The sequence below is a fragment of the Ruegeria sp. YTSC230 genome (assembly GCF_059609665.1).
The window spans coordinates 230,420-254,178 of record NZ_JBXWMC010000004.1; the positions used below are offsets into that span (position 1 = coordinate 230,420).

A 23,759-nucleotide genomic window follows, 5' to 3' on the forward strand; every position below is an offset into this window, starting at 1 on the left:
CATGAGACTGAAACTCGTACCCCAGAATACCTCGTTCGATTTCTTCAGCCGATGGAAAATCTGGCTGGGTATCTCGGCCTTGATGATGATCGTGGCGTTCACGTCCTTCATGCTTCAGGGGCTGAACTTCGGCATCGATTTCCGCGGTGGCACAACGATCAGGACGCAAAGCACCCAAGAGATTGATGTCGGAGTCTATCGTGACGCCCTTGCCCCGTTGGAATTGGGGGATGTGACAATCACAGAGATCTTCGATCCAAACTTTGGGCCGGATGAGAATGTTGCGATGATCCGCATCCAGGCGCAAGAAGACGCCGAGGCAGTTACATCGGACGTGATCACTCAGGTCGGCGAGGTGCTTGCCGCTGCTGATCCCGGCCTCAAATTGCCATTTGAAAGCGTTGAATCCGTCGGCCCCAAAGTCTCGGGTGAGCTGATCCAAACTGCGGTTATCGCGGTGGTGTTGGCGATCGGAGCGGTGCTGGTATATATTTGGCTGCGTTTCGAATGGCAGTTCGCCTTGGGCGCGGTGGCCGCATTGGTTCACGACGTAATCCTCACGATCGGCATCTTCTCGGAACTGCAAATCCGGTTCGATCTGGCCATCATCGCCGCATTGCTGACCATAGTGGGGTATTCGCTGAACGACACCGTGGTCGTCTTTGACCGCGTCCGCGAGAACCTGCGGAAGTACAAGAAGAAGGACCTCAAAGAGGTTCTGAACATCTCGATCAACGAAACGCTTAGCCGGACGGTGATGACCTCGGTTACCACCCTATTGGCTCTGATCTCGCTTTATGTGCTGGGCGGGGACGTGATCCGCGGCTTTGTTTTCGCGATGATCTGGGGCGTGATCGTAGGGACGTATTCCTCGGTCTTTGTGGCCTCGACCATCCTGCTGTGGCTGGGCGTCAAGCGCGACTGGTCGAAGCCGTCCAACAACGCGGGCAACCAGTTCGCAAATGTGGATGCCTGATATTCTCGGCCAGTCCCCCACGGGGCTGGCCGTTATCTTTTTTGCAGCGACGCTAGGCGGCATCGTACGCGGGTTTTCCGGCTTTGGCACCGCGCTGATTTTTCTGCCTCTGGCCACTCCGTTCCTCGGCCCGTTTGGGGCGCTGATCGGACTGACGATCATGGATATCTTCGGGCCCCTGCCTAACCTGCGACGGGCGTGGCGCGCCGTAGACCGCGGAGACCTGGCACGGCTGCTGCTTGGCTGCGCTTTGATCCTGCCTGTTGGCTTGTGGGTCCTCACGCAGGTCGAGCCCGAGGTGTTCCGATACGCGGTCAGCTTCCTGGCCTTGTTCATGCTCGCTATCCTGATCCTTGGATTACGCTACCAAGGCCGCGTGCGACGCGCGATGGTGACAGCCATCGGTGGCGCTGCGGGTTTTCTCGGCGGCGTCGCTGGGTTGCCTGGACCGGCGGTGATCCTGTTTTACATGTCCCGTCCGCTGCCGGTAGAAGTCATTCGGGCCACGATCCTGCTGTTCCTTTTCGGCTTCGACTTTCTTATTTTCGGCTCTCTGTCTGTCATGGGGCGTGTGACCTTCGACAGTGTTGTTCTGGGGCTGGCTCTGTCGGTCCCGAACCTTTTGGGCAATTGGCTGGGCGGCTGGCTATTCAACCCCGAAAAGGAAAAGCTCTACCGCACCGCCGCCTACGTGGTCATCGCGCTGGCCGCCTTGTCGGGCCTGCCGCTTTGGGGCATAGAAGATATCCATGCGGTTGAATGAGATAACATATAACAACGCAACACCGGTCGATGGCTATGGGCCCGGCTTTTTCCGTATTGGTGGCCAGGTCCACGAAGGGGCGGTTCTGACCGGTCCATCGGGCACCACCGGTTGGGGCGGATACGACGATCAATCCTCTTTGCTTGCACTGGCTGGGCATGTGGATGTCCTGTTGATCGGAACGGGCGCAGATCTGGCCCACATCCCCTCTGACCTTCGAGCGGCGCTCGAGCAGGCCGGTATAGGCGTTGAGATCATGAACTCTCCTGCAGCCTGCCGTACCTACAATGTACTACTCTCCGAAGGTCGCCGCATCGCGCTGGCTTTGCTTCCCACCTGACGGGATCCGTTTCATCTGGCCAAAAATATCCCAGGAGCGCGAGGGGCTGGCCCCTCATTTTCATGCTTACCCGAAAGCGGCTCGGGCATTGCCCTGCGGCAAATCCCGCCTTTTGCCCCTATGCGCAATAAGATAAGCGGGACCGTATGACACTGACCGTAACCGATCTTGCCATCACCCGCGGGGGTATCCCCGTGCTCGAGGGGCTCAACTTCTCGCTTCAATCCGGGCAAGCACTGATCCTGCGTGGGCCAAACGGGATCGGCAAAACAACTTTGTTGCGTACACTTGCGGGGTTGCAGCCGGCGTTGAGCGGAACCATTGTCGGGGCCGAGGATCAAATTGCCTACGCCTCGCATTCCGACGGGTTGAAGCCAACGTTGACGGTTGTGGAAAACCTGACCTTCTGGGCCTCGGTCTTTGGGACAGATGACATCCAACCGGCATTGGATGCCTTTGCTTTGAACGAGCTGTCGGACCGCCATGCGGGAAACCTGTCCGCCGGGCAGAAACGTCGCCTTGGACTGGCCCGGATGCTGGTCACCGGGCGGCCGATCTGGATGCTGGACGAACCGACGGTGTCACTGGACAAAAGCGCCGTCCAGATGTTCGCCGATACCGTTCGTGCCCATCTGGGGCAGGGCGGTTCCGCCCTGATCGCAACCCATATCGACCTTGGTCTGGACGGCGCGGTTCTGGATGTGGGTCCCAACAAAGCCAAACCAAAACCCATCGACGACTTTGACGGAGGCTTCCTGTGATCGCCCTGCTGCTGCGCGACCTGAAACTGGCCTTCCGCGCGGGCGGGGGGTTTGGCCTTGGTCTGGCGTTCTTTTTGATTGTGACCGTTCTGGTGCCGTTCTCAGTCGGCCCGCAATCTTCGCTGCTGTCGACCATTGCCCCGGGTGTGCTTTGGCTGGGCGCGCTTTTGGCCTGCCTGTTATCGCTTGATCGTCTGCTTGCGCTGGATTGGGAAGACGGGTCGCTTGACCTGTTGGCCACCGCGCCCTTGCCGCTTGAGGCGGTTGTGTCGATCAAGGCGCTGGCCCACTGGATAACAACGGGTTTGCCACTGGTTCTAGCCGCGCCGTTTCTGGGTGTGCTACTGAACTTGCCGGTGCCAGGCTTTTTCTGGCTGGTGATCTCACTTTTGGTCGGCACCCCGGCCATGAGTGTGATCGGGACCTTTGGCGCAGCTCTGACTGTCGGCCTGAAACGCGGGGGGCTATTGTTGTCATTGCTTGTCCTGCCGCTGTATGTTCCCACGCTGATCTTCGGGGCCGAAGTCGCACGCCGCGGCGCCACGGGGATGGAAACGCAGACACCGTTGTTGATGCTGGCAGGGATCACGGCGGCCACGATTGCTCTGTTGCCTTTTGCCAGTGCAGCCGTGCTGCGGATCAACCTTCGGTGACACGGTCGCAGTTTGACTGATGTCAATTGAGAACAAACACGAGTCGGACTAAAAAGAGCCCATGTCTATCGCAGCCAAAGCCAATACCCTCTGGGAATACGCCAACCCGCGTAAATTCCTCGCGACCAGCGAGCGGGTCCTGCCGTTCTTCTGGATGACTTCTTTTGTGTGTCTGGTCGTCGGGCTGATCTGGGGCTTTTTCTTCACGCCGGATGACTACAAGCAGGGCTCGACCGTCAAGATCATTTACCTGCATGTGCCTGCGGCGCTGATGGCGATCAATTGCTGGCTGATGATGCTGGCCACATCTTTGGTCTGGCTGGTGCGCCGCCACCATGTCAGTGCACTCGCTGCGCGAGCGGCAGCTCCCATCGGTATCGTGATGACCCTGATCGCGTTGGCAACCGGCGCGATCTGGGGGCAACCGATGTGGGGCACGTGGTGGGCCTGGGATCCACGCCTGACGGCTTTCCTGATCCTGTTTCTGTTTTACCTTGGCTACGTAGCCCTGTGGGAAGCGATCGAGGATTCCGATACAGCCGCTGATCTGACCTCGGTCCTGTGTCTGGTGGGGTCGGTTTTTGCCTTGCTCAGCCGCTATGCGGTGAACTTCTGGAACCAAGGCCTGCATCAGGGGGCATCCGTGATGCGCGCCGCAGCCGTCACCGGCGCGGATACCGAAGAAAAAGTCAGCAACATTTATTTCTATCCGCTGCTGGTATGTATCATCGGATTTGTGCTGCTGTTCATTGCGTTGGTTCTGTATCGCACAGGAACGGAAATCCGGGCGCGACGGATCAAGGCGCTGCTGGCGCGAGAAAGGCTAAACGGATGATCCCTGATCTTGGAAAATATGCCGACGTGGTCCTGTGGTCCTATGCGGCTTCGCTGGGGTTGCTGATTGCACTGGTCGCTCTCAGCGTAATGCGCGGGCGCAAAGTCCGGGCGGAAATGGAAAAGGTCGAACACAGGATGTCGCGCAATGGCTAAAATCTCACCCTTGATGATTGCGCCGCCGTTGATCTTCGGCGCTTTTGCCGTTCTGGCCGGCATTGGCATGTTCCGGGATGACCCCGATGCCTTGCCATCTGCACGCGAAGGGCAGCCCGCCCCACCTGTCGTTCTGACCGAGTTCCCGGGCAAAACGTTGTTCGACGATGACACCCTGCGTGATGGTGAGGTCAAGCTGGTCAACTATTGGGCCAGTTGGTGTGCGCCCTGCCGGGCTGAGCACCCCAACCTTGAGGCGCTGTCCGAAGAGGGCATCCCGGTCTATGGCATCAACTACAAGGATCAGTTGGCCAATGCCGAAGGTTTTCTGACCGAACTGGGCGACCCATATGAGGCCATCGGACGGGATGAACAAGGGCGCATGGCGCTGGACTGGGGTCTTTACGGTGTTCCGGAAACTTATGTAATCGACGGAGAGGGCACAATCATCCTGCGCTTTGCCGGTCCGATTACGCAGCGCGTCATCGAAAGCAGGATCCGCCCGGCATTGGAAAAAGCTGGCGAGTGATCTGATCCGTTGCCATCCGGAGCGTGCCTGCTGCACGCGCTCTATTTCTTATTTCTGCTAGTTGCGCTGGCACCCAAGAAAAAGCCCCGGCGCATTGGCCGGGGCTTTGTTGCTTTAAGCGTCCTTGGCAAGGTTCCGCAGCACATATTGCAGCACGCCGCCGTTTTCGATGTATTCGATCTCGGGCGCGGTATCGATCCGGCATTTCAGCGTGATCGTTTTCTCGGTTCCGTCGCCGAAGATGATGGTGCAGGGCACTTCTTGCAGCGGCTCGACCGAATCCAAGCCATGGATTGATACGGTTTCGTCGCCTGTCAGGCCCAGTGTCTTGCGGGTGTCGCCGTCGGTGAACTCGAACGGGATCACGCCCATGCCAACCAAGTTGGACCTGTGGATACGCTCAAAGCTTTCGGCAATCACGGCTTTGACGCCCAGCAAGGCCGTGCCCTTGGCAGCCCAGTCCCGGGATGAGCCGGCGCCGTATTGCTCGCCACCAAAGACGACCAGCGGAAGGCCTAGTTCCTGGTAGGCCATTGATGCGTCGTAGATCGAAGCCTGTTCGCCGTCAGGACCTTTGGTATAGCCGCCTTCGACGCCGTCCAGCATCTCATTCTTGATGCGGATGTTGGCGAATGTGCCACGCATCATGACCTCGTGGTTGCCGCGGCGGGAACCGTAGGAGTTGAACTCGCGTGGCTGCACCTGACGTTCGATCAGGTACTGACCGGCAGGTGAAGTGCTTGCAAAAGACCCTGCGGGTGAGATGTGGTCGGTCGTGACCATGTCCCCAAGAACCGCCAACACCTTGGCCCCTTCGATATTTGAGATCGTGCCCGGCTCGGCACCCATTCCCTGAAAATAGGGAGGGTTCTGGATATAGGTCGAAGTCGGCGGCCAGTCATAGGTTTCCTGTTGCGGAACCTCGACGCTTTGCCATTTCTCATCGCCCTTGAAGACATCCGCATATTTCGACTGGAACGCTTCGCGTGTGACCGTTTCCTGAACCAATTCGGCAATTTCGCTTTGGGTTGGCCAGATGTCCTTCATGAAGACGTCATTGCCGTCCTTGTCCTGCCCAATCGGCTCGGATGTCAGGTCGATATCCATGGTGCCAGCCAACGCATAGACTACAACCAGCGGTGGCGAGGCCAGGTAGTTGGCCCGCACGTCCGGCGAAATCCGGCCTTCAAAGTTGCGGTTGCCGGACAGAACGGACGTAGCGACCAGATCACCCTCGGCAATTGCTTCACTGATCTCCCTCTGAATCGGGCCGGAGTTGCCGATGCATGTGGTGCAGCCATAACCAACCAGGTTGAACCCGATGGCATCCAGATGTTGCTGCAGGCCAGCCGCCTCAAGGTATTCAGATACAACCTGCGAGCCGGGGGCCAGCGAAGTTTTGACCCAGGGCTGTCGGTTCAGGCCCAGCTCATGCGCCTTTTTTGCAACCAGACCGGCCCCGATCATCACGTAAGGGTTCGAAGTGTTGGTGCAGGATGTGATCGAGGCGATCACGACCTTGCCCGATTCCATGCCGTAGTTTTCGCCCTTGACCACGACCTGCTTGCCCATCGGGCGCTTAAAGGTTTCGGCCATTTCCTTGGTAAATGCCGCCTTGGCGTCGGTCAGCGCAACATAGTCCTGCGGTCGTTTCGGGCCGGAGATAGCGGGAACGATCGTGCCCATGTCCAGCGTCAGAGTGTCGGTGTAGATAGGCGCGTAGTTCTCATCACGCCAAAGGCCGTTTTCCTTGGCATAAGCTTCGACCAGTGCCAGGCGATCCTCATCCCGACCGGTGTTACGCATATAGCGCAGGGTCTCACCATCAATCGGGAAGAAGCCGCAGGTCGCGCCATACTCGGGGGCCATGTTGGCAATCGTTGCGCGGTCAGCCAACGGCAAACGGTCCAGACCGCTCCCGTAGAACTCGACAAATTTGCCCACCACGCCTTTCGCGCGCAGCATCTCGACGACTTTCAGAACAAGGTCAGTGCCAGTGGTGCCTTCCACCATCGCGCCGGTCAGCTCAAAGCCTACTACCTCAGGGATGAGCATCGAGATCGGCTGGCCCAGCATCGCGGCCTCGGCCTCGATCCCGCCGACGCCCCAGCCCAGAACGGCCATGCCGTTGACCATGGTTGTGTGGCTGTCGGTGCCAACCAGCGTGTCAGGGTAGGCGACTTCGTCGCCGTTCTGATCGGTGTCGGTCCAGACTGTTTGCGCCAGGTATTCCAGGTTCACCTGATGGCAGATGCCGGTTCCGGGGGGAACAACGCGGAAGTTGTTGAAGGCTGACTGCCCCCATTTCAGGAACTGGTAACGCTCCATGTTGCGCTCATATTCGCGGTCCACGTTCATCTGGAATGCGCGCGGGTTGCCGAATTCATCAATCATGACCGAGTGGTCGATGACCAGATCAACCGGGTTCAGCGGGTTGATCTTCTGCGCATCGCCGCCCAGCCCTTTGATGCCATCGCGCATCGCGGCCAGATCAACAACAGCCGGAACGCCGGTAAAGTCCTGCATCAACACGCGGGCAGGGCGATACGCAATCTCGCGCGGGTTCTTGCCGCCATTGCGTGCCCATTCGCCAAAGGCTTTGATATCGTCGACCGCGACGGAAAAACCATCGTCCTCGAACCGCAGCATGTTCTCGAGCACCACTTTGAGCGCGGCGGGAAGCTTGGAAAAATCACCCAGACCGGCCTCTTGCGCGGCGGGGATAGAATAATATGAAATGGATTTGCCATTCACGCTAAGGTTGCGGCGTGTTCTGGCGGTATCTTGTCCGACTTTGATGGGCATCTGTGGCCTCCCTCTGAAATGACTTAGATCCCGGGATTCGCTAATCTTTATCTGCATCACCAACGCCTTTGGTTCAAGGACCAAGGTGGTGAGCTCGTTGAGTTATGTATACCATTGCACACAAAATTTAAGGGTAACGATGGTCGCATGTCTCAAGAAACGTTGATTGGAGGTTGAACGGGCTTGCGTTTAAACCGGGCAGTACACCCAGCCAAAGGCCCGAGACCCGTAATGTTCAGATCCATTCGCGCGACAGCGCTAGTTTCCTTGTTTCTCTCTACAGCAGCCCTGGCCGAGGGCGGCCCGGTTGTGGTTGAGTTGTTCACATCTCAGGGCTGTTCGTCCTGTCCGCCTGCCGACCGGATCATGCATGATTTGGCCAAACGCGACGATGTGATCGGCCTGGCACTGCATGTGGATTACTGGGACTACATCGGCTGGAAGGACGAATATGCCGACCCGGATCACACTCTGCGCCAGCGCACTTATGCGCGAGAAGGTGGGCGGTCGATGATCTATACGCCTCAGATGGTGGTGAATGGGCAGCAGGATGTGGTCGGGGCGCAATCGCGGGAACTGGATCGCCTGATCAATGCACATCTCAAGGCCACCCCGCAAGCATCCGTGACGGCCGTGCGCTCGGGTGATGATGTATCGGTGGATGTGACGCCGGTCGAACTGCCGGCCGGAGAAACCTATGACATCCGGGTCATTCAGTATTCACCGATGCGCCATGCCTCGATCCGACGCGGAGAGCTGGCTGGCCACGATCTGGACTATGCCAATGTTGTCGAGGCCTGGCATATGGCAGGTCAATGGGACGGCGTCGCGCCTCAGGCGTATTCGGTAACCGTCGACACAGATTATCCGGCAGTTGTGCTGGTGCAAAGGGCAGGGCACGGCCCGATCGTGGCAGCCGCGCGGGTCAAATAATCAGGGCATGTCCTCGGGCTGCACGCCCAAACCGTTCCAGGCTTTCCAGCGCCGGTGGATCCAAAACCACTGACCCATATGCTGTCTTACCATGGCCTCAAGATCGTCATTGGTGAACTGGGTCATGGTCTTCGGATCTGTATGCGGCACCGGATCGTGTAGCACGATTTCAAAGTCCACGCCGTTTGGTTGCCGCACCGCATAGCATGGGATCAGGACGGCATTGTATTTCATTGCCAGTTCTGCATTCAGGACTGAGGTCACGGCGGGCTTGCCAAAGAATGTCAGCTCTTCACCGCCATGGGCGTGCAGATCGGATACGATCGCGATGATCCCATTTTTCTTGAGCGAACGAACCATCTCGACCATTCCGCGACGGCCCTGTTCGAACATCGGCGAGCCGGTCTTATGGAATGCCTCGACATACATGTCGTTGAAATAAGGGTTCGCCATGCGGCGATAGAGGCACCCAATCGGTTGACCGCTGCGTTCCTGCAGGGCGATGCGTGCCGCAAGATAGTGACCAAAATGCGCGGTGATCATCATGATGGGTCGCCCTTCGGCGACGGCAGTGTCAAATGCGGCAACACCCGAACCGCTTACCTTTGCCGTGCGCTGACGTTTGGTGAAGCCTTCGGGCGAAAAATGCTCCATAATCGCGCGACCGGCATTGTCCGGAACGGCACTGCAAATTCTGTTGACCTCGGCCTCTGACAGGTCAGGGCGGGTCAATTTCAAGTTGCTGCGCACGCGTTTGGTAAAGCCGATAAACGGTGAAAGCCCACGCGCGATTGCGCCCATGGTGGCCAGGCGAGCTTCATAGGGCAGCAACCGCAAGGTCCCGATCACGCCCTTCATGAACAATCCAGTGATGTAGTATTTTCTAAGCTCTGTGCGGCTTAGTTCCGACTTTTCGACGGGCATGAATAGGTCTCACCGGCTGTTGCGATTTGCCGGGCAAGACATACAAGGGGGAAACCGCAACCACAAGCGTTGCAAACCAAAGCCATGCTTTGTCCTGCCGGATCGGACTTGCCCGTCACTCTTCGCTATCCTCTTCGATCAACGCTATTGCGCCTTCGTCGACCAGTGTTCGAATTGAGCCGATGACAAGTGTCATCGCTTCTTCGGCTTCTGCCAGCTTCACCTTGCCGCGTTCGGTGATTTCCTCGCGCAGGTTATCCGCCATACGCGTCGACATGTTGGATAGCAGGAAATCGACCGCGGCTTTGTCATTCTCGACCGTGGCGCCAGCCAAGGCGGTGACGAGATCAGCCTGATCCAATCCACGCAGAATCGCAGGCACGTCCCTGGGCAGGATGCGGGCCGGGATATGGGCGAAGGTGAATATTGATTGGCGCACCAAAGCTGCAAAGTCGGTGTCTTCTTCATCCAGGGCCGTCAAAAGCCCGTCGCGCGTCGCTGCGGCTGATTGGTTCAGAATCGCACCGACCCGCGCTCCGGGGCCATCCGAAAAGGCCGTGGCAGGGCGTCGATCAAGTTGCGCCGCCAGAGACCAGCCAATCCGTTCAACCGCCTCGGGTGTGATGTTGGCCGTTTTAGACACGGCATAGGTGATGCGCCGCGCGACCGGGCCGGGCAGGTGACCCAGAAGTTGCGCGGCATTCGCAGTTTCCAGCTTGGACAACATGACCGCTGCAATTTCAGTGCTTTCGGCCAGAGCGATGGTGGCCAAATCTTCTGTCGGGATTTCGCGCAGCCGTTGCCACGGATCGCCGATCTGGCGCACCCCGGCTTCCTTCCGCAACCTAGCCGCTGTTGCCGGCGTAATCTTGTCGCTGACCGCATCCAGAGCACCGGCCAGCCCATGCGGAAAGGACAGGCCGACACTGTCCAGAGCTTCGGCAAATTCATGTGCGACGGATGCCAGCGTGATGCGATCCACAAGGCCCATCTGACCCAGCTGGTGCGTCAGCTTTTCCTGCAAATCGTCGGGAAGCTCTTCCAGGGGGATATCTGCGCCCTCATTCAACAAAAGGCGCACAACGACGGCGGCTTTTTGTCGGCTGCTCAGCGCCTTGGGAACGACGCGGGGCGCGTCGTTTTGGGCGTCGGCTGTGGGTGTTGATGTCCCCGGTGCCAGTTGAACCAAAGAGTTTGTGTCCTGCATCTGCCTGTGGTGCCAAGTTTCTGTTCCACAGGCAGATTACGGAGAGTCGGGTAAAGAAAAGCTGAAGTCTAATAGTTGTAAGTCAGCCCGGTGCGGATCGCCTCGCGCAAGGATGACTCGGCCCAGGTGCCTTCACCGCCGCGCGCCTTGATCTGGCGCCACTGTGCGATGGCAAGATCGGTTTTGCCTTCGGTGACAAAGCCCTGACCCATATAGCTGCGCGCCAGTATGTTGTCGGGATTCGCCTCAATGGCGTTCGAATAGAAGGCATTCGCCAGATCAAGCTCACCCATTTTGCGGTAGGTGAAACCCCAGTAGGTCAACACGCGATCATCATCCTGATCCATGATGCGCAGGATGTCTTGAGCATTTTCGAACTGTCCGTCATAGGCCAGTTCGCGCACGGCGTCATACAGCTCTTCTTCAGTAAAGTTGGTCTTGTCCGGCTTCACGCACCGTCCGGCGTCTTTGTCATAGACGCGACCGAAGAAACACTTCTTGGTCGTGTTGGTCGGTTTTGGCGGGCTGCTGTCACCGCCAGCGGCGATCGCGACCGGCGCGAATGCAAAGGCCTGAAGGGCGATGGCTGAAGCGAGTACTAGGCGCATTTTCCTACTCCGTTGTCTGGGCTACTTACAGAAAGCATAGTGCGTTTCTCTCAAAAGCTAACAACCGAAGGCTCGCGTTTATTCACGAATAAGGAATTTTTTTCTCAGCTATTCACAATTTTGGCGCAGGTTTGGGCTTCTGAATCCCAATACGTGCCCGGCGCGCAGGACTGGGTTTGCTTGGAATGGCCACTACAAGCTAAGGCAACGGAGGCTGAACAACTAAGGGCCACAGCGCAAATCAAAGTGCGGATCATCGTGTTTCTCCTGTCCGGACATACACTGGCATCATAGCCTGTTTTGGCCTGTCTGGCAAAAGAGCAGGGCCCGGATCGCGTCACGCGAACCGGGCCCTGCGAAGCATTTGATCAATCGCGGGTTATTCGCCGAACACGCGGGCGAAAATCGTATCAACGTGTTTGGTGTGATAGCCGAGATCGAATTTCTCTTCGATTTCTTCCGGACTCAGCGCGGCGGTGACGTCCGCGTCTGCCAGCAGTTCTTCTTTGAAATCGGTGCGGTGTTCCCAGACTTTCAGCGCGTTGCGCTGAACCATGGCATAGGCATCTTCGCGGCTGACACCTGCTTGGGTCAGCGCCAGCAGAACCCGCTGGCTCATTACCAAGCCAGGGAACTTGTTCATGTTTTCGATCATGTTCTCGGGGAAGATCAACATCTTGTCGATCACGCCTGTCAGTCGCGCCAGTGCAAAATCCAAAGTGATCGTGGCATCCGGCCCGATCATGCGTTCAACCGAGGAATGCGAGATATCGCGCTCGTGCCAGAGCGCCACGTTTTCCATCGCCGGGATCACTGCCGCGCGCACCATGCGGGCCAGCCCGGTCAGGTTCTCGGTCAGGACCGGGTTTTTCTTGTGTGGCATGGCCGAGGAGCCTTTCTGACCCATCGAGAAGAATTCGGCCCCCTCCAGCACCTCGGTGCGCTGCATGTGGCGGATTTCGATGGCAACGTTCTCGATGCTGCTGGCGATAACCCCCAGCGTGGCAAAGAACGCAGCATGACGGTCGCGCGGGATGACCTGAGTGCTAATCGGCTCGGGCACCAGACCCAGTTGGTCACAGACATGCTCTTCCACACGTGGGTCAACATTGGCGAAGGTGCCAACCGCGCCGCTGATCGCGCCAGTGGCGATTTCAGCTCGGGCGTCGCGCATGCGGGACAGGTTGCGGTCCATCTCGGCGTAAAAACGCGCGAAAGTCAGGCCCATGGTGGTTGGCTCTGCGTGGATACCGTGGCTGCGACCGATACGGACGGTATCCTTGTGTTCAATCGCGCGGCGTTTCAGGGCAGCCAGCAGACCTTCTAGATCTGCGATCAGCAGGTCGGCGGCGCGGGTCAGTTGCACGTTGAAACATGTGTCGAGTACGTCCGAGCTTGTCATGCCCTGGTGGACAAAACGCGCCTCTTCGCTGCCAACATGTTCGGACAAATGGGTCAGGAAGGCGATGACGTCGTGCTTGGTAACCGCTTCGATTTCGTCGATGCGCGCCACGTCGAATTCCACATCCTTGGCCTTCCAGACGGCCTCAGCATTCTCGCGTGGGATCACACCCAGATCCGCCATGGCGTCGCAGGCATGGGCCTCGATCTCGTACCAGATGCGGAACTTGGATTCGGGCGACCAGATGGCGACCATATCGGGGCGGGAATAGCGTGGAATCATTGGCAGCGGCACCTTATTGTGATTTGGCAGGAGGCGTTGCGGCGGGGTTTAAACCCGCGCAGCCAAAGGAACAAGGCGCGAGTGCGAATATGAGACGGTTTGCCCTGATTTTGGCCCTTTGGCCCGGTTTTCTGGCGGCTGAGGAGTTCAGAACGCTGACGGGGGATGAAATACTGTCGGTATTGACCGAACAGAAGCTCGATTACGGGGAAGGTATCTGGCAGACCTTCGATGATACGATGCTGACGCAATACTTCTCGGGCGGGCCCAGCGCCGGGCGGTGGGCGGTGCGCGAGGATCGTTATTGCTCGGTCTGGCCGCCTTCGGATTTTTGGGCCTGCTATGAGGTCCAACAAAGCGGCAAAGTGATCCGGTTCGTGGATGATAACGGTGCCACGACCGACGGGACACTCGCCGAATGAACCTGCCGCGCAGACTGTCGGATTTCGAAGGCCATTGGAGCCTGACCCGGACCATTCTGGATATGCAGGCGGGGCAGGTGGTGCAGGCCCATGGTCACACGGTCCTGAGCCCGACCGAGGACGGCTTGATATACGACGAAGAAGTCACGCTGCGTGTGCCGGGGCAAGCCGAGATGAAAGGCACGCGCAGGTACCTGTGGCACGCGGCGGGTGAGGCGATTGCCATACATTTTGACGACGGCCGCTATTTTCACCGGCTGGCCTTGGGCCAGGCACATGCGTCTGACCACCACGATTGCCCGCCCGACAGCTACGATGCTGTCTACGATTTTTCGGCCTGGCCAGTCTGGTCAATGCGCTGGATCGTCTCGGGACCCAGAAAATCTTATGAAATGAGCACCGAATATCGGTTAAGATAGCGTAATCATGTTGCAGTCAAAGCTCTAAGCGGGCATTTCTGCAGTTGAAAATAGGTGGAGACATAAGAATGAATGCGAATGTACTGGCCAATGCGATTGGCCCGCGCGAAGGCACCGCGCTGCGCGTCAAGCAAGTTGTGCTGGTGGCACTAGGTATTCTTGCGCTGGCAATTGCTGCCAAGATCAAGGTTCCGATGTGGCCTGTCCCGATCACAATGGGCACCTTTGCCGTGCTGACTATCGGCACCGCCTATGGCACGCGTCTGGGTCTGGTCACCATGCTGGGTTACCTGCTGATCGGCGCGCTGGGCTTCGACGTGTTCGCGGGCTCTTCGGCCGAAAAATTCGGTCTGACCTACATGATGGGCGGCACCGGCGGCTATCTGGTTGGCTACCTTCTGGCAACCGTTCTGCTGGGCGCACTGGCCGCGCGCGGCTGGGACCGTTCGTTCGGCAAGATGGCGTTGGCTCTGGTTCTGGCAAATGTCGTGATCTATGTACCCGGCCTGCTGTGGCTGGGTCAGCTTTTTGGGTGGGATCAGCCGATCCTGCAGTGGGGTCTGACACCCTTCTTGGTGGGCGACGCGATCAAGCTGGTGCTGGCTGCACTGCTGATCCCTGGCCTGTGGAAACTGGTGGGCGACGCTCGTTCGTAATTTCCAACCAATCCAAATCTGACGAAGCCGCGCTCGGAGATATCCCGGCGCGGTTTTTTTGTACCCGCAGATCGGAATGCTGGACAAAAGGGGCCACTGCAGGTCAATCTGCATTCAATGAAATCATCAGGTTATTGAGATATGCGTATTCAATTAGCTTCGGCACTCGCTGTTTGCGCTTCGCTTTTGCTGAGCGTCGGGACGGCATCCGCCGACACTCCTGTCACTTATACGGACAACGGGCGCGCGCTATTCGGCTTTTCTGTACCCGATTTCTGGGCGCTGCGCACCGGTGGCCCGCGCGAAATTGAAGATACCGAGCTGGGCGATGCACGTGCCGTGGCACGGGTCATGGGGATGCGGCCAGTCACGGACGATAATGTTTGGATGGGCTTTGTGTCGCCTGCAGGCGTGGCCTCGATCGATGGCGGTCTGCGGTATCTTGAAGACATAGACAGGTTTCTGGTCAAGGACCCGACTGTGTCCGAAACCACGACGACGCGTATCGGCGGATTGCCCGCACGGGTTATTCGCGGGACCGGCAGTCGCGAAGGGCGCGGTGTGAACTTTACTGTTTCCGTGATTGACTTGCCGAAGGGGCGCGTGGCCATCGCAGTTGCGATCCTGCGCGACGGCGCCGATCCGGCTTATGTGGACGATCTGAACGCCGTGTTCGCGTCGTTCCGGTCCCTGCAGTGAGGAGGCGCACATGACCGGAAAACTGATCAAACGCGCAGCCCTCGCCCTTGGATTGGGGGCAGCAAGCCTGACGCTTTCGGCCTGTGATGGCGTAACCGTCGGGGTAGGTTACGGGTATGACCCGTTCTACGACTCGATGCTGTGGAATGACTATTATCATGACGTAGACGTGGATATTGACATCGACCGGCCGGATCGCCCCCGGCCGCCTGATGGTCGCCCACCTGCACGCCCTGTTCCGCCAATCGCCAAGCCACCGAACAGACCACCGGTGTCGCGACCGCCGAACAGGCCACGGCCACCGGTTGCACGACCCCCGGCGGCACGGCCGCCTATTCACCGCCCCGCAGGCCGGCGCTGAACCGACAGGTCAGTCCAGTAATTCAGTTGTGATCTGGGCTGACCCTTCCAAGGTTCTGTGGACCGGGCATTTGTCCGCGATTTCCAGCAGTCGCGCGCGTTGCTCGGCCGTCAGCGGACCTTCAAGGCGGATCTTGCGGCGGAACTGATCGACTTTTCCTTCGTTGGCCAGCCCCGCGTCCTGCGCATGCACCTTGTTGTGGCACACATCGACTGAAACGGTTTTCAGCGGCCACCGCTTGCGCCGCGCGTACATGCGGATAGTCATCGATGTGCAAGCCCCCAGTCCAGATGACACGAACCCGTAGGGCGACATGCCACGGTCGGTGCCACCGTATGAGGCGGGCTCGTCCGCGACGGCATGGTGCCGGGGACCGGATTGAATGTCTTGAAGGAACCCTTCCGGATCAGCTTCGGTCACGCGAACAACACCTTCGGGTGCGCCAGGTGGTGGGGCCGGCGGGCAGAGCTTGACGTAGCGCGTAACCCATGCGGTGATCACGTCCGCCGCGTATTCCGCGTCAGATGCGCGGGTAATCAGGTGATCGGCATCGTCGAGGGTCACAAAGCTCTTGGGATGTTTGGCGGCCAGGAAGATTGTGCTGGCATTGTCGATGCTTACGGTCTCGTCCCGAGGCGCATGCAAGATCAGCAAAGCGGCCTTCAGGTCTGCGATGGCCGGTATCAGGGCCGCTTCGGAAATATCATCCACAAAGGCCTTGCCAATGCGGAAGGGACGTCCGCCCAACATCACGTCCGCTGATCCAGCCTGCGTGATCTCAGGCAGCGCATCTTCGAAGTGATGCGCTACATGGCCGGGATCTGCGGGTGCACCCAAAGTGACCACGGCCTTGACGCTGGGAATGCCAGCACGGGCGCGCAACACAGCGGCACCACCCAGCGAATGGCCGATGAGCAATGCCGGAGCCATGTTGCGGCCAGCCAGATAATGCGAGGCCGCGATCAGGTCTTCGACATTGGAGGTAAAGGTTGTGTTGGCAAACTCCCCGCCGGAATGACCCAGCCCGGTGAAATCAAATCGCAGAACGGCGATGCCCATCGCCGCTAGTCGGGCCGCAATCCTGCGCGCGGCAGGGATGTCTTTGGAACAGGTGAAACAATGCGCAAATAGCGCCGTGGCCAAGACCGGCCCGTCCGGCAAATCCAGGCGCGCGGCCAATTGGTTGCCGTCGTGACCGGCAAAGGTAATGCGTTCGGTGGGCATGACAGTTCCTTGTTCGTCGGGATGACCAATAGTGTGTGCTTCCTACTGGCCGCTCAACCCCATTGTAAGAAGCGTCACGGGAAGGTGAGTGAAGCGAACAGATTGAGCGCAATCCTTTGTCCGCCCTGTGAACCTAAAGAATCAAATTTTGTGAAGTATATTCTAAAAAATATTCGTTTTACTAATTTACGTCACCTCCCCATCTTACGACCATCGCAAACGTGCAGCCCAGGAGGTTCAAATGGTACATACTGCAATGGATCCAAGGGGCGTGGTTCTACGCCCGGATATACTGGCCGTGATTGCTCTGGCTGGGGTGATCGGATTTGCGCTTGGTCAAACCCTGCCGCCGGTGGCATCTGCTGAGGCGCAGGTTGCTGATCCCGTGTCCGAAGGCTGGCACGGAAATGTCAGGCGGTCACATTGGTCGAACTGAAACGTTAGCTCCGGCCCATGAGCTGTGAATCAAAGGGATAGGTGGTCAGGTTCTCATATCCGTCTTCGGTGATCAGAACCTGATCCTCCAGCTTGATCGAGAAATCTCCGCCAACCTCTCCAACGGCAGCCTCGACACACAGGACCATGCCGGGTTCGAGCGCGTAGTCGTAAGAGCCCGCCACTGCCTTGTCCGGATAAGCAACCAGAGGCCACTCATCGCACAAGCCGACACCATGCATCAGGCATCCATATTTCTGAGCCTGGAATTTGTCGTCCAGCTTGTGTGCGTTGGCCGTCAGTTCGGGGATCATCACGCCGGGTTTCAGCATCTCCATGTTGGTCATAATGTGCTCATGAGCGTGCTGCATAGCGTAGACCATGTCAGGCCGGGGCTTTTCGTCGCCGATCCACCATGTGCGAGAGATATCAATACAGATGCCATATGAACCGATCAGGTCGGTGTCAAAAGCGATGATCTCGTTCTGTTGCGTGATCCGGGGGCCGCATTCCTGAAACCACGGGTTTGTTCGCTGGCCCGAGGCCAGCAGGCGGGTTTCGATCCACTCGCCGCCGCGCCGGATGTTTTCGGCGTGCAGAACCGCCCAAATGTCGTCTTCCGAGGTTTTGCCGTCACCCACATTGGCGCGCGCGAATTTCTCCATTTCCGCCACAGCGGTTTCGCAGGCGTGATTGGCACAGCGCATGGCACGGATTTCGTCCGGGCCTTTGATGGCGCGGGTCTTTTCCGTCGCCTCTTCGCCTTCCATGATTTCGAACCCTTGCGCCTCAAGCGCGCGCAGGCCGTGCAGCATGATCTTGTCCACGCCGAGGCGCTTGTTGCCGCCACCATGTTCGTCGATCAGGACGCGCACCTCGTTTGAAAACACGTCCGCTGCCACATCTACCTTGTCGCCCCGGTCAAAGTAGAACAGGTCGGCGCCGGATCGTTGCTCGCGCACCAGTGGGTTGAACGTGGAAAGGAACGGAGAGTTCTTATAGTCCCAAATCACCATGTAGCCGTCAGCGCACAGCAACACCGCGCGGAACGGATTGTGCGTGTTCCACAGCTGCATGTTGGTGCTGTCGGTGGCATAACGAATGTTCAGCGGGTCGAACATCAGCAGCCCGCCATAACCGCGATCGACAATGGCTTGAGTCAGTCGTTTCCACCTGTGTTCGCGCATCCGGGCCAGATCGGGCAGGGCAAGGCCGGCCTTTTCCCATTCTGAAAACGCAAGCTGCGTAGGGCCAATTTCGATCCGGTCGTTTTCATTCGGGGTACCATCACCAAGAGTCGCACCTTTGGTCGGGTCGATCTTGCGGCTGTCGCGGTAGTGTCGGTTCATGGTGGGTCTCCCTGCCTGTTCTTTGAGCGTGAAGAATCAATCTCCCGACGTCTTGAAGGTTTGCGACGGTGCGTTCGTCGCTTTTTGACCGACAAGTGGAAATTCTGATGATACGTCAAATTCATGACGACCATTCTTCAGACTTCAATTCCGTATGACCCGCTGAACAAGCGCTCTTTGCCAGGCATTCAGCCAGCAAGCATGGACAACTGGTTGCACCGCGATGATGCGTTCGCCGCCCAGATGCAAAGACGCGAGGACCTGTTGGTCGGTCATCGTTCGGATGTTCTGGCGATGGATGCAGGTGCTAAACCCGCTGCGCAGGAGTTGTTGGATCTTGTCCTGAACCAAGTCTATCCCGAGTGCACAGATCACGTCGCTCGCCCGGACGGGACAGATGTTACGATCGATCCGGATCAGCCATTGGACACACTGTGCCGATTGGTGCAGGAAGATTTCTGCATCCTGCAAAAGCAGGGGGATGAACATGTTCTGACCGGTGCCATCCTGTGTTTTCCTGCCAGTTGGCGCTTGTCCGAGAAATTCATGCGGCCTCTGATCGACATCCATCTGCCTGTTGACAGCTACAACGCCGACATCGCTCGGCGGGTTCAGCGGTTGTTTGACGGGATACAACCGGGACGCCCTCTGTGGCGATTCAATGCGCTGTGGTATGAGGACGCCGAGCTGCATCAACCCCGCAGTGCATACGACCGGCGGGCCGCACAGGAGCCAGGGCACGCCCGGTTCCTGCGGAGTGAGCGGCAGACGCTGTTGCGACTGCCTGAGACGCAGGCCGTGGTTTTCTCGATCCATACATATGTTCTGGCGGCAGAGCAGGTGCCAAAAATGGAAAACCCCGCCTGATGGCGGGGCCTCCAAGGAGGGTCATTTCATACCAGGCTACATGCCCAGCGCGCTGGCAGCGCCCGCAAGTGCCCCGCTTGTGCTGAGAGCGGAGATCGCGATCGAATACACCAGCACCTGAGTGTTCAGGCGGAAGTCTTCGCCCCTTATCAGGTTCACAGCGGCCAAAGAGGCCGCAATCGGGACGGACACGCTTGCCACGGCACCCGTCAATCCCCAACTGGTCAGTCGGAGGATATCGCTGGGTTGCTCATGGACGAGGGGGGGCGTGTCGTCCCGATCGGTAGGCTGCTCGATAGGTTCTGTCCGAAAAGCGATGCTGAGCAACTGCTCATCTGACAGCTGGATTGGCCGGGCTACTGGGGTCAGCGCCTTTTTTTCTGGCTCATCCAGGTCTTCTGCGTCAGTAACATTCAGTCCGGCAAACGGGCCTGTCACTGCCTCGAAAATCTGTTTTCTGTCACGCGGCCTGCTTGGGGCCAGCGTGTCAAATGCGCTCATGAATTGTTCGATGGTCAGAACGGTGTTGGGCGACAGCCATTCGACCCGCTGGGTCGCGCAGACGTCAACCATTCTGTAAAGGATCACGACCAGCATCAGCTCGGAAACTTCGCTGTCATCCAATAGGGGGGAAACCGGGGTCACAGTGATCGTCAGCCGGTTATTCGGCAGGGTGACGATGGGTCTCTGGATTGTCTTCAGACCTGCGGCGCGGTTGAGGCGCTCGAATCGGTCTTCGGTTTCGGCAACCTTAGTATCCAGCGTCAGGCGCACCAGATACTGACTGGACACAATGCTGGCTTCGGTGCTGTTCTGCAGAGACTTGCGCTCGACCAGGTGACCATAGTCCGCAAGGGTCTTGGCAACGATGTCGCTGAACCGCTCGATCGCGTCCTCGGTCTTACCGTCGAATTGCAGACCACCGTGATAGCTGTGCTTCGGAGTCACTGCGCTGTCCTTTGTCGCATCCTTTGTTTGGAAACAATCTAGCAAGCGATCTGGGGCAGATTTGGGCAAAAATGGAAAAAAATGAGAAATCGGGCTGATTGATTACGCTATGGAAACCTAGGCATTTTAAGGGCCTTTTGGCGTCTGTGGCGACAATGTGGCCGAAATCGGGTGTAACTGCCGGAATCCCAAGCCAGCTTCAACCGTCGATTCGGGCAGCCATTATTGCAATGGATTGTTGGTAAACCGAGGCGGCATTCCACTGTTGAATGACTGCAAAGTTTGGCTGACCCTGTTGATAGCCCCGACCGGGTTTCCAGCCCTTATTACGCAGAAAATTGGCAGTTGAGGCCAATGCATCGGTCATATTGTAAAAGTCGACCTGACCGTCGCCGGTGGCATCAACCCCGTATTGCATGGCATTGCCCGGTAGGAACTGGGTGTGCCCAAGTTCGCCATGTTTTGCCCCTTTTGTCGCTGTCGTAATGCTGCCTTGATCGACCAGCTTCAGCGCCCCGATCGCGTGAGGAATGAAAAATTCGGACCTGCGGCAGTCATAGGCCAGTGTTGTGATTGCGGAAACAACCTGACTGTCCCCCATGAAGTTTCCGAACCCGGTTTCCATGCCGTGAATGGCGATCAGCACCCCGGCCGGTACGCCGTATTGACGTTCGAGTGCCGCATAGAATTGTGGGTTGCGCGCTTTGCGTTTGCGCCCTTGCGCCACGATGGTGTCTGCCCCTCGGACGCGCATGAACTTGTCTAACGAGTATTTAAAGCTCTTTTGATTGCGGTCCGCGGCTATGGTTCGCGTGGCGTATTGGGATTGGGCCAGTGCCTGCAATCCTTTCTTTTTGACGCCCGCGCGTTTCGCCTGTTTGGCAAAGTCCTTCTTCCATGTCTCAAAGCCGCTGCTGGTGTTGCCGCAAGGTGCCGCGGAAGCAAGGGCGGGAAGGGATAGGGCGAACAAGAGAGCGAAGCGAAGCATCAGGGAAACCCGGAAAATTGCATTGTCAGGAAAAGAGTACGCTGCATTTCTCTGTCCGAAAAGACGTTAGTACAGGTCCAGCTCTCCGGTACCTTTCAGACTTTCAAACCACTCATCTGGTGTTTTGTCGATTTTGGCGTGTTTGACCATCATCGCGTTCATATTGGGTAGGTCCGAGGAATCCGGCCATTCCTCCGGTCGCCACAGGTTCGCGCGGATCACACATTTGGGGCAGTGTGCGAACACTGTTTCGACGTGAATGACCAAGGCCAGTTTCGGCGAGCGGTTGTTTATTGCCATGCTATCCAGCAAGTCGCGGTCTTTGCATAAACGGGCAGTGCCACGAAGGCGCAGAGTTTCCATCTTACCCGGCACGAAAAAAATCAGGCTGACACGTGGGTCCAGCAAAATATTGTGGAACGTATCCACGCGCTTGTTTCCGGGTCGATCAGGGATTGCGATCAGTGTGTCGGATAACACATTTACGAACCCTTCTGGATCACCTCGGGGCGAGATGTCCAGATGACCACCTGGATTGGCTGATGCGATCAGGCAGAATGTGGATTTAGCAATAAAGTCGCGGCACATCTGGTCCAGCCCGAACAGCTCTTTGGCGATGATCTGGGGCAGGGGCGCTCCGGTTATGCGCTCCAGTTCATCGCTCGAAGTCACGAAGTCTGTGAATTGAGAAAAGGGGGCGTCAGATGACATGCGATCTCTCCTAACCGAGTGGGTCGAGTGTGAGAGATCGTACCAAACGAAACAAGGGCGCCCGAGTGGACGCCCTTGAATTTTAAACCGCAAATCGGATCAGCAGCTGTAGTACATGCCGTATTCAACCGGGTGCGGGGTGTGCTCGTAGGTTTCGACTTCTTCCATCTTCAGTGCGATGTAGCCGTCGATCTGGTCCTTGGTGAACACGTCACCCTGCAGCAGGAAGTCGTGATCCGATGCCAGAGCTTCCAGAGCTTCGCGCAAGCTGCCGCAGACGGTCGGGATATCGGCCAGTTCTTCGGCAGGCAGATCGTACAGGTTCTTGTCCATGGCTTCGCCCGGATCGATCTTGTTCTTGATGCCGTCCAGACCGGCCATCAGCAGAGCGGCAAATGCCAGGTAGGGGTTTGCCGCTGGATCGGGGAAACGAGCCTCAACGCGCTTGGCTTTCGGGCTTTCGGTCCACGGAATACGGACGCAACCCGAACGGTTACGGGCCGAATAGGCGCGCAGAACGGGGGCCTCAAAGCCCGGGATCAGACGCTTGTAGCTGTTGGTCGCCGGGTTGGTGAAGGCGTTCAGCGTTTTGGCGTGTTTCAGGATGCCGCCGATGAAGTACAGTGCCTCATCCGACAGATCGGCGTATTTGTCGCCTGCGAACAGTGGCTTGCCGTCTTTCCAGATCGACATGTTCACGTGCATGCCGGTACCGTTGTCACCTGCGATCGGTTTCGGCATGAACGTGGCCGATTTACCGTAGGCGTGCGCAACATTGTGGATGATGTACTTGTACTTCTGCAGCTCGTCGGCCTGTTTGGTCAGGCTGTCAAAGATCAGACCCAACTCGTGCTGACACGATGCCACTTCGTGGTGGTGCTTGTCGACCTTCATGCCCAGACGCTTCATGGTCGACAGCATTTCTGAACGCAGGTCCTGCGCTTCGTCGATCGGGTTGACCGGGAAGTAACCGCCCTTGACGCCCGGACGATGGCCCATGTTGCCCATCTCGTATTCGGTGTCAGTGTTCCACGACGCGTCGGTCGCATCAACTTCGTAAGATACCTTGTTGATGCTGTTGGAGAAACGGACGTCGTCGAACAGGAAGAATTCCGCTTCAGGGCCCATATAGGCCACATCACCGATACCCGATGCTTTCAGATAGGCTTCGGCTTTCTGAGCGGTGCCGCGAGGGTCACGCTCATAGGCTTCGCCGGTGTCGGGCTCAACAACCGAGCAGTGCACACAGATGGTTTTTTCCGCGTAGAACGGATCGACATATGCGCTGTTGGTGTCGACCATCAGTTTCATGTCGGATGCTTCGATCGACTTCCAGCCCGCGATGGACGAACCGTCGAACATGAAGCCTTCTTCCAGGAAGTCCTCGTCAACCTGGTCTGCCATCAGCGTGACGTGCTGAAGCTTGCCGCGGGGATCAGTGAAGCGAACGTCGACGTACTCGGCGTCCTCGTCTTTGATCAGCTGAAGAACTGCGTCCTTGCTCATA

27 protein-coding genes are annotated in these 23,759 nt (G+C 57.9%); 16 read left to right on the forward strand and 11 right to left on the reverse strand.

The genetic code is table 11. The features are described 5' to 3' along the window. Position 1 precedes the first annotated feature (1 nt). From secF to AC2FD9_RS10310, 8 genes are all read left to right on the forward strand, one after another. Positions 2-976, forward strand: coding sequence for a protein translocase subunit SecF (secF, locus tag AC2FD9_RS10275; RefSeq protein WP_058277475.1), 975 nt, complete (start codon positions 2-4; stop codon positions 974-976). Next, positions 969-1,739 carry a sulfite exporter TauE/SafE family protein gene (locus AC2FD9_RS10280; RefSeq protein WP_496696854.1) on the forward strand — a complete coding sequence of 257 codons (771 nt, stop codon included), beginning with the start codon at positions 969-971 and terminating at the stop codon, positions 1,737-1,739. The genes secF and AC2FD9_RS10280 overlap by 8 nt, the downstream gene beginning before the upstream one ends. Beyond that, complete coding sequence (locus AC2FD9_RS10285; protein WP_496836694.1) at positions 1,726-2,079, forward strand: Mth938-like domain-containing protein; 354 nt, start codon at positions 1,726-1,728, stop codon at positions 2,077-2,079. The genes AC2FD9_RS10280 and AC2FD9_RS10285 overlap by 14 nt, the downstream gene beginning before the upstream one ends. A gap of 146 nt (positions 2,080-2,225) precedes the next feature. Then, on the forward strand, positions 2,226-2,840 hold the full coding sequence (ccmA, locus tag AC2FD9_RS10290) for a heme ABC exporter ATP-binding protein CcmA (RefSeq protein ID WP_282169318.1): 615 nt from the start codon (positions 2,226-2,228) through the stop codon (positions 2,838-2,840). Beyond that, positions 2,837-3,493 (forward strand): heme exporter protein CcmB, encoded by a 657-nt coding sequence (gene ccmB, locus AC2FD9_RS10295; protein ID WP_058274038.1) that lies wholly within the window; start codon positions 2,837-2,839, stop codon positions 3,491-3,493. Before ccmA ends, ccmB begins: the two co-directional genes overlap by 4 nt. Positions 3,494-3,554: 61 nt before the next feature. Then, positions 3,555-4,328, forward strand: a complete 774-nt coding sequence (locus AC2FD9_RS10300; protein ID WP_058274037.1) for a heme ABC transporter permease — start codon at positions 3,555-3,557, stop codon at positions 4,326-4,328. Then, the gene (gene ccmD, locus AC2FD9_RS10305) at positions 4,325-4,483 is read left to right on the forward strand and encodes a heme exporter protein CcmD (RefSeq protein WP_496836697.1); all 159 of its coding nucleotides are present in this window, start codon (positions 4,325-4,327) and stop codon (positions 4,481-4,483) included. Before AC2FD9_RS10300 ends, ccmD begins: the two co-directional genes overlap by 4 nt. Continuing rightward, positions 4,476-5,012 carry a DsbE family thiol:disulfide interchange protein gene (locus tag AC2FD9_RS10310; RefSeq protein WP_496836699.1) on the forward strand — a complete coding sequence of 179 codons (537 nt, stop codon included), beginning with the start codon at positions 4,476-4,478 and terminating at the stop codon, positions 5,010-5,012. Before ccmD ends, AC2FD9_RS10310 begins: the two co-directional genes overlap by 8 nt. A gap of 114 nt (positions 5,013-5,126) precedes the next feature. Here the strand turns inward: AC2FD9_RS10310 and acnA are convergent, their stop codons facing one another. After that, positions 5,127-7,817 carry an aconitate hydratase AcnA gene (gene acnA / locus AC2FD9_RS10315; RefSeq protein ID WP_496836701.1) on the reverse strand — a complete coding sequence of 897 codons (2,691 nt, stop codon included), beginning with the start codon at positions 7,815-7,817 and terminating at the stop codon, positions 5,127-5,129. 231 nt (positions 7,818-8,048) lie between these two features. On the opposite strand from acnA, the gene AC2FD9_RS10320 reads away from it, so the two are divergent. Further along, positions 8,049-8,750, forward strand: coding sequence for a DUF1223 domain-containing protein (locus AC2FD9_RS10320; RefSeq protein WP_496836703.1), 702 nt, complete (start codon positions 8,049-8,051; stop codon positions 8,748-8,750). Here AC2FD9_RS10320 and AC2FD9_RS10325 read toward each other — a convergent pair whose 3' ends face one another. The 4 genes from AC2FD9_RS10325 to purB form a co-directional block, all read right to left on the reverse strand. Then, a complete protein-coding gene (locus tag AC2FD9_RS10325) occupies positions 8,751-9,674 on the reverse strand; it encodes a lysophospholipid acyltransferase family protein (protein ID WP_496836704.1) in 924 nt (307 codons plus the stop codon). A 115-nt stretch (positions 9,675-9,789) separates the two neighbouring features. Continuing rightward, a complete protein-coding gene (locus tag AC2FD9_RS10330) occupies positions 9,790-10,881 on the reverse strand; it encodes a flagellar motor switch protein FliG (protein ID WP_496836706.1) in 1,092 nt (363 codons plus the stop codon). A gap of 68 nt (positions 10,882-10,949) precedes the next feature. Further along, the gene (locus AC2FD9_RS10335; RefSeq protein ID WP_496836707.1) at positions 10,950-11,489 is read right to left on the reverse strand and encodes a tetratricopeptide repeat protein; all 540 of its coding nucleotides are present in this window, start codon (positions 11,487-11,489) and stop codon (positions 10,950-10,952) included. A 379-nt stretch (positions 11,490-11,868) separates the two neighbouring features. Beyond that, entirely contained in the window at positions 11,869-13,173 is a 1,305-nt protein-coding gene (purB, locus tag AC2FD9_RS10340; RefSeq protein WP_058277485.1) for an adenylosuccinate lyase, read from the reverse strand. A gap of 89 nt (positions 13,174-13,262) precedes the next feature. Here purB and AC2FD9_RS10345 point away from each other — a divergent pair, with 89 nt between their 5' ends. From AC2FD9_RS10345 to AC2FD9_RS10365, 5 genes are all read left to right on the forward strand, one after another. Further along, a complete protein-coding gene (locus tag AC2FD9_RS10345; protein ID WP_496836709.1) occupies positions 13,263-13,595 on the forward strand; it encodes a hypothetical protein in 333 nt (110 codons plus the stop codon). After that, positions 13,592-14,014 (forward strand): DUF6314 family protein, encoded by a 423-nt coding sequence (locus AC2FD9_RS10350; protein ID WP_496836711.1) that lies wholly within the window; start codon positions 13,592-13,594, stop codon positions 14,012-14,014. The genes AC2FD9_RS10345 and AC2FD9_RS10350 overlap by 4 nt, the downstream gene beginning before the upstream one ends. A 68-nt stretch (positions 14,015-14,082) precedes the next feature. Next, the gene (locus tag AC2FD9_RS10355; protein WP_282120434.1) at positions 14,083-14,670 is read left to right on the forward strand and encodes a biotin transporter BioY; all 588 of its coding nucleotides are present in this window, start codon (positions 14,083-14,085) and stop codon (positions 14,668-14,670) included. A gap of 141 nt (positions 14,671-14,811) precedes the next feature. Then, a complete protein-coding gene (locus AC2FD9_RS10360; protein ID WP_496836713.1) occupies positions 14,812-15,369 on the forward strand; it encodes a hypothetical protein in 558 nt (185 codons plus the stop codon). Positions 15,370-15,379: 10 nt separating this feature from the next. Beyond that, positions 15,380-15,730 (forward strand): hypothetical protein, encoded by a 351-nt coding sequence (locus tag AC2FD9_RS10365; RefSeq protein WP_472724020.1) that lies wholly within the window; start codon positions 15,380-15,382, stop codon positions 15,728-15,730. A gap of 9 nt (positions 15,731-15,739) precedes the next feature. On the opposite strand, the gene AC2FD9_RS10370 is transcribed toward AC2FD9_RS10365, so the two are convergent. Beyond that, positions 15,740-16,954 carry a bifunctional alpha/beta hydrolase/OsmC family protein gene (locus AC2FD9_RS10370; protein WP_108860328.1) on the reverse strand — a complete coding sequence of 405 codons (1,215 nt, stop codon included), beginning with the start codon at positions 16,952-16,954 and terminating at the stop codon, positions 15,740-15,742. A 241-nt stretch (positions 16,955-17,195) separates the two neighbouring features. Here AC2FD9_RS10370 and AC2FD9_RS10375 point away from each other — a divergent pair, with 241 nt between their 5' ends. Further along, positions 17,196-17,390 carry a hypothetical protein gene (locus tag AC2FD9_RS10375; RefSeq protein ID WP_496836715.1) on the forward strand — a complete coding sequence of 65 codons (195 nt, stop codon included), beginning with the start codon at positions 17,196-17,198 and terminating at the stop codon, positions 17,388-17,390. Positions 17,391-17,394: 4 nt separating this feature from the next. Here the strand turns inward: AC2FD9_RS10375 and dddP are convergent, their stop codons facing one another. Then, on the reverse strand, positions 17,395-18,738 hold the full coding sequence (dddP, locus tag AC2FD9_RS10380) for a dimethylsulfonioproprionate lyase DddP (RefSeq protein ID WP_496836717.1): 1,344 nt from the start codon (positions 18,736-18,738) through the stop codon (positions 17,395-17,397). A 123-nt stretch (positions 18,739-18,861) separates the two neighbouring features. Between dddP and AC2FD9_RS10385 the strand changes: the two genes are divergently transcribed. Then, positions 18,862-19,605: a heme-dependent oxidative N-demethylase family protein gene (locus AC2FD9_RS10385; protein ID WP_496696833.1), complete on the forward strand. Its 744-nt coding sequence runs from the start codon at positions 18,862-18,864 to the stop codon at positions 19,603-19,605. Between the two features lie 36 nt (positions 19,606-19,641). Here AC2FD9_RS10385 and AC2FD9_RS10390 read toward each other — a convergent pair whose 3' ends face one another. The 4 genes from AC2FD9_RS10390 to glnA all read right to left on the reverse strand — a co-directional run bounded on the left by AC2FD9_RS10390 (position 19,642) and on the right by glnA (position 23,758). Further along, positions 19,642-20,553: a hypothetical protein gene (locus tag AC2FD9_RS10390; RefSeq protein ID WP_282169331.1), complete on the reverse strand. Its 912-nt coding sequence runs from the start codon at positions 20,551-20,553 to the stop codon at positions 19,642-19,644. Between the two features lie 199 nt (positions 20,554-20,752). Next, entirely contained in the window at positions 20,753-21,541 is a 789-nt protein-coding gene (locus AC2FD9_RS10395; protein ID WP_496836720.1) for a lytic murein transglycosylase, read from the reverse strand. Between the two features lie 66 nt (positions 21,542-21,607). After that, on the reverse strand, positions 21,608-22,252 hold the full coding sequence (locus AC2FD9_RS10400; protein ID WP_496836722.1) for an MSMEG_1061 family FMN-dependent PPOX-type flavoprotein: 645 nt from the start codon (positions 22,250-22,252) through the stop codon (positions 21,608-21,610). Between the two features lie 99 nt (positions 22,253-22,351). Then, positions 22,352-23,758 (reverse strand): type I glutamate--ammonia ligase, encoded by a 1,407-nt coding sequence (gene glnA / locus AC2FD9_RS10405; protein WP_058277498.1) that lies wholly within the window; start codon positions 23,756-23,758, stop codon positions 22,352-22,354. Position 23,759 lies beyond the last annotated feature (1 nt).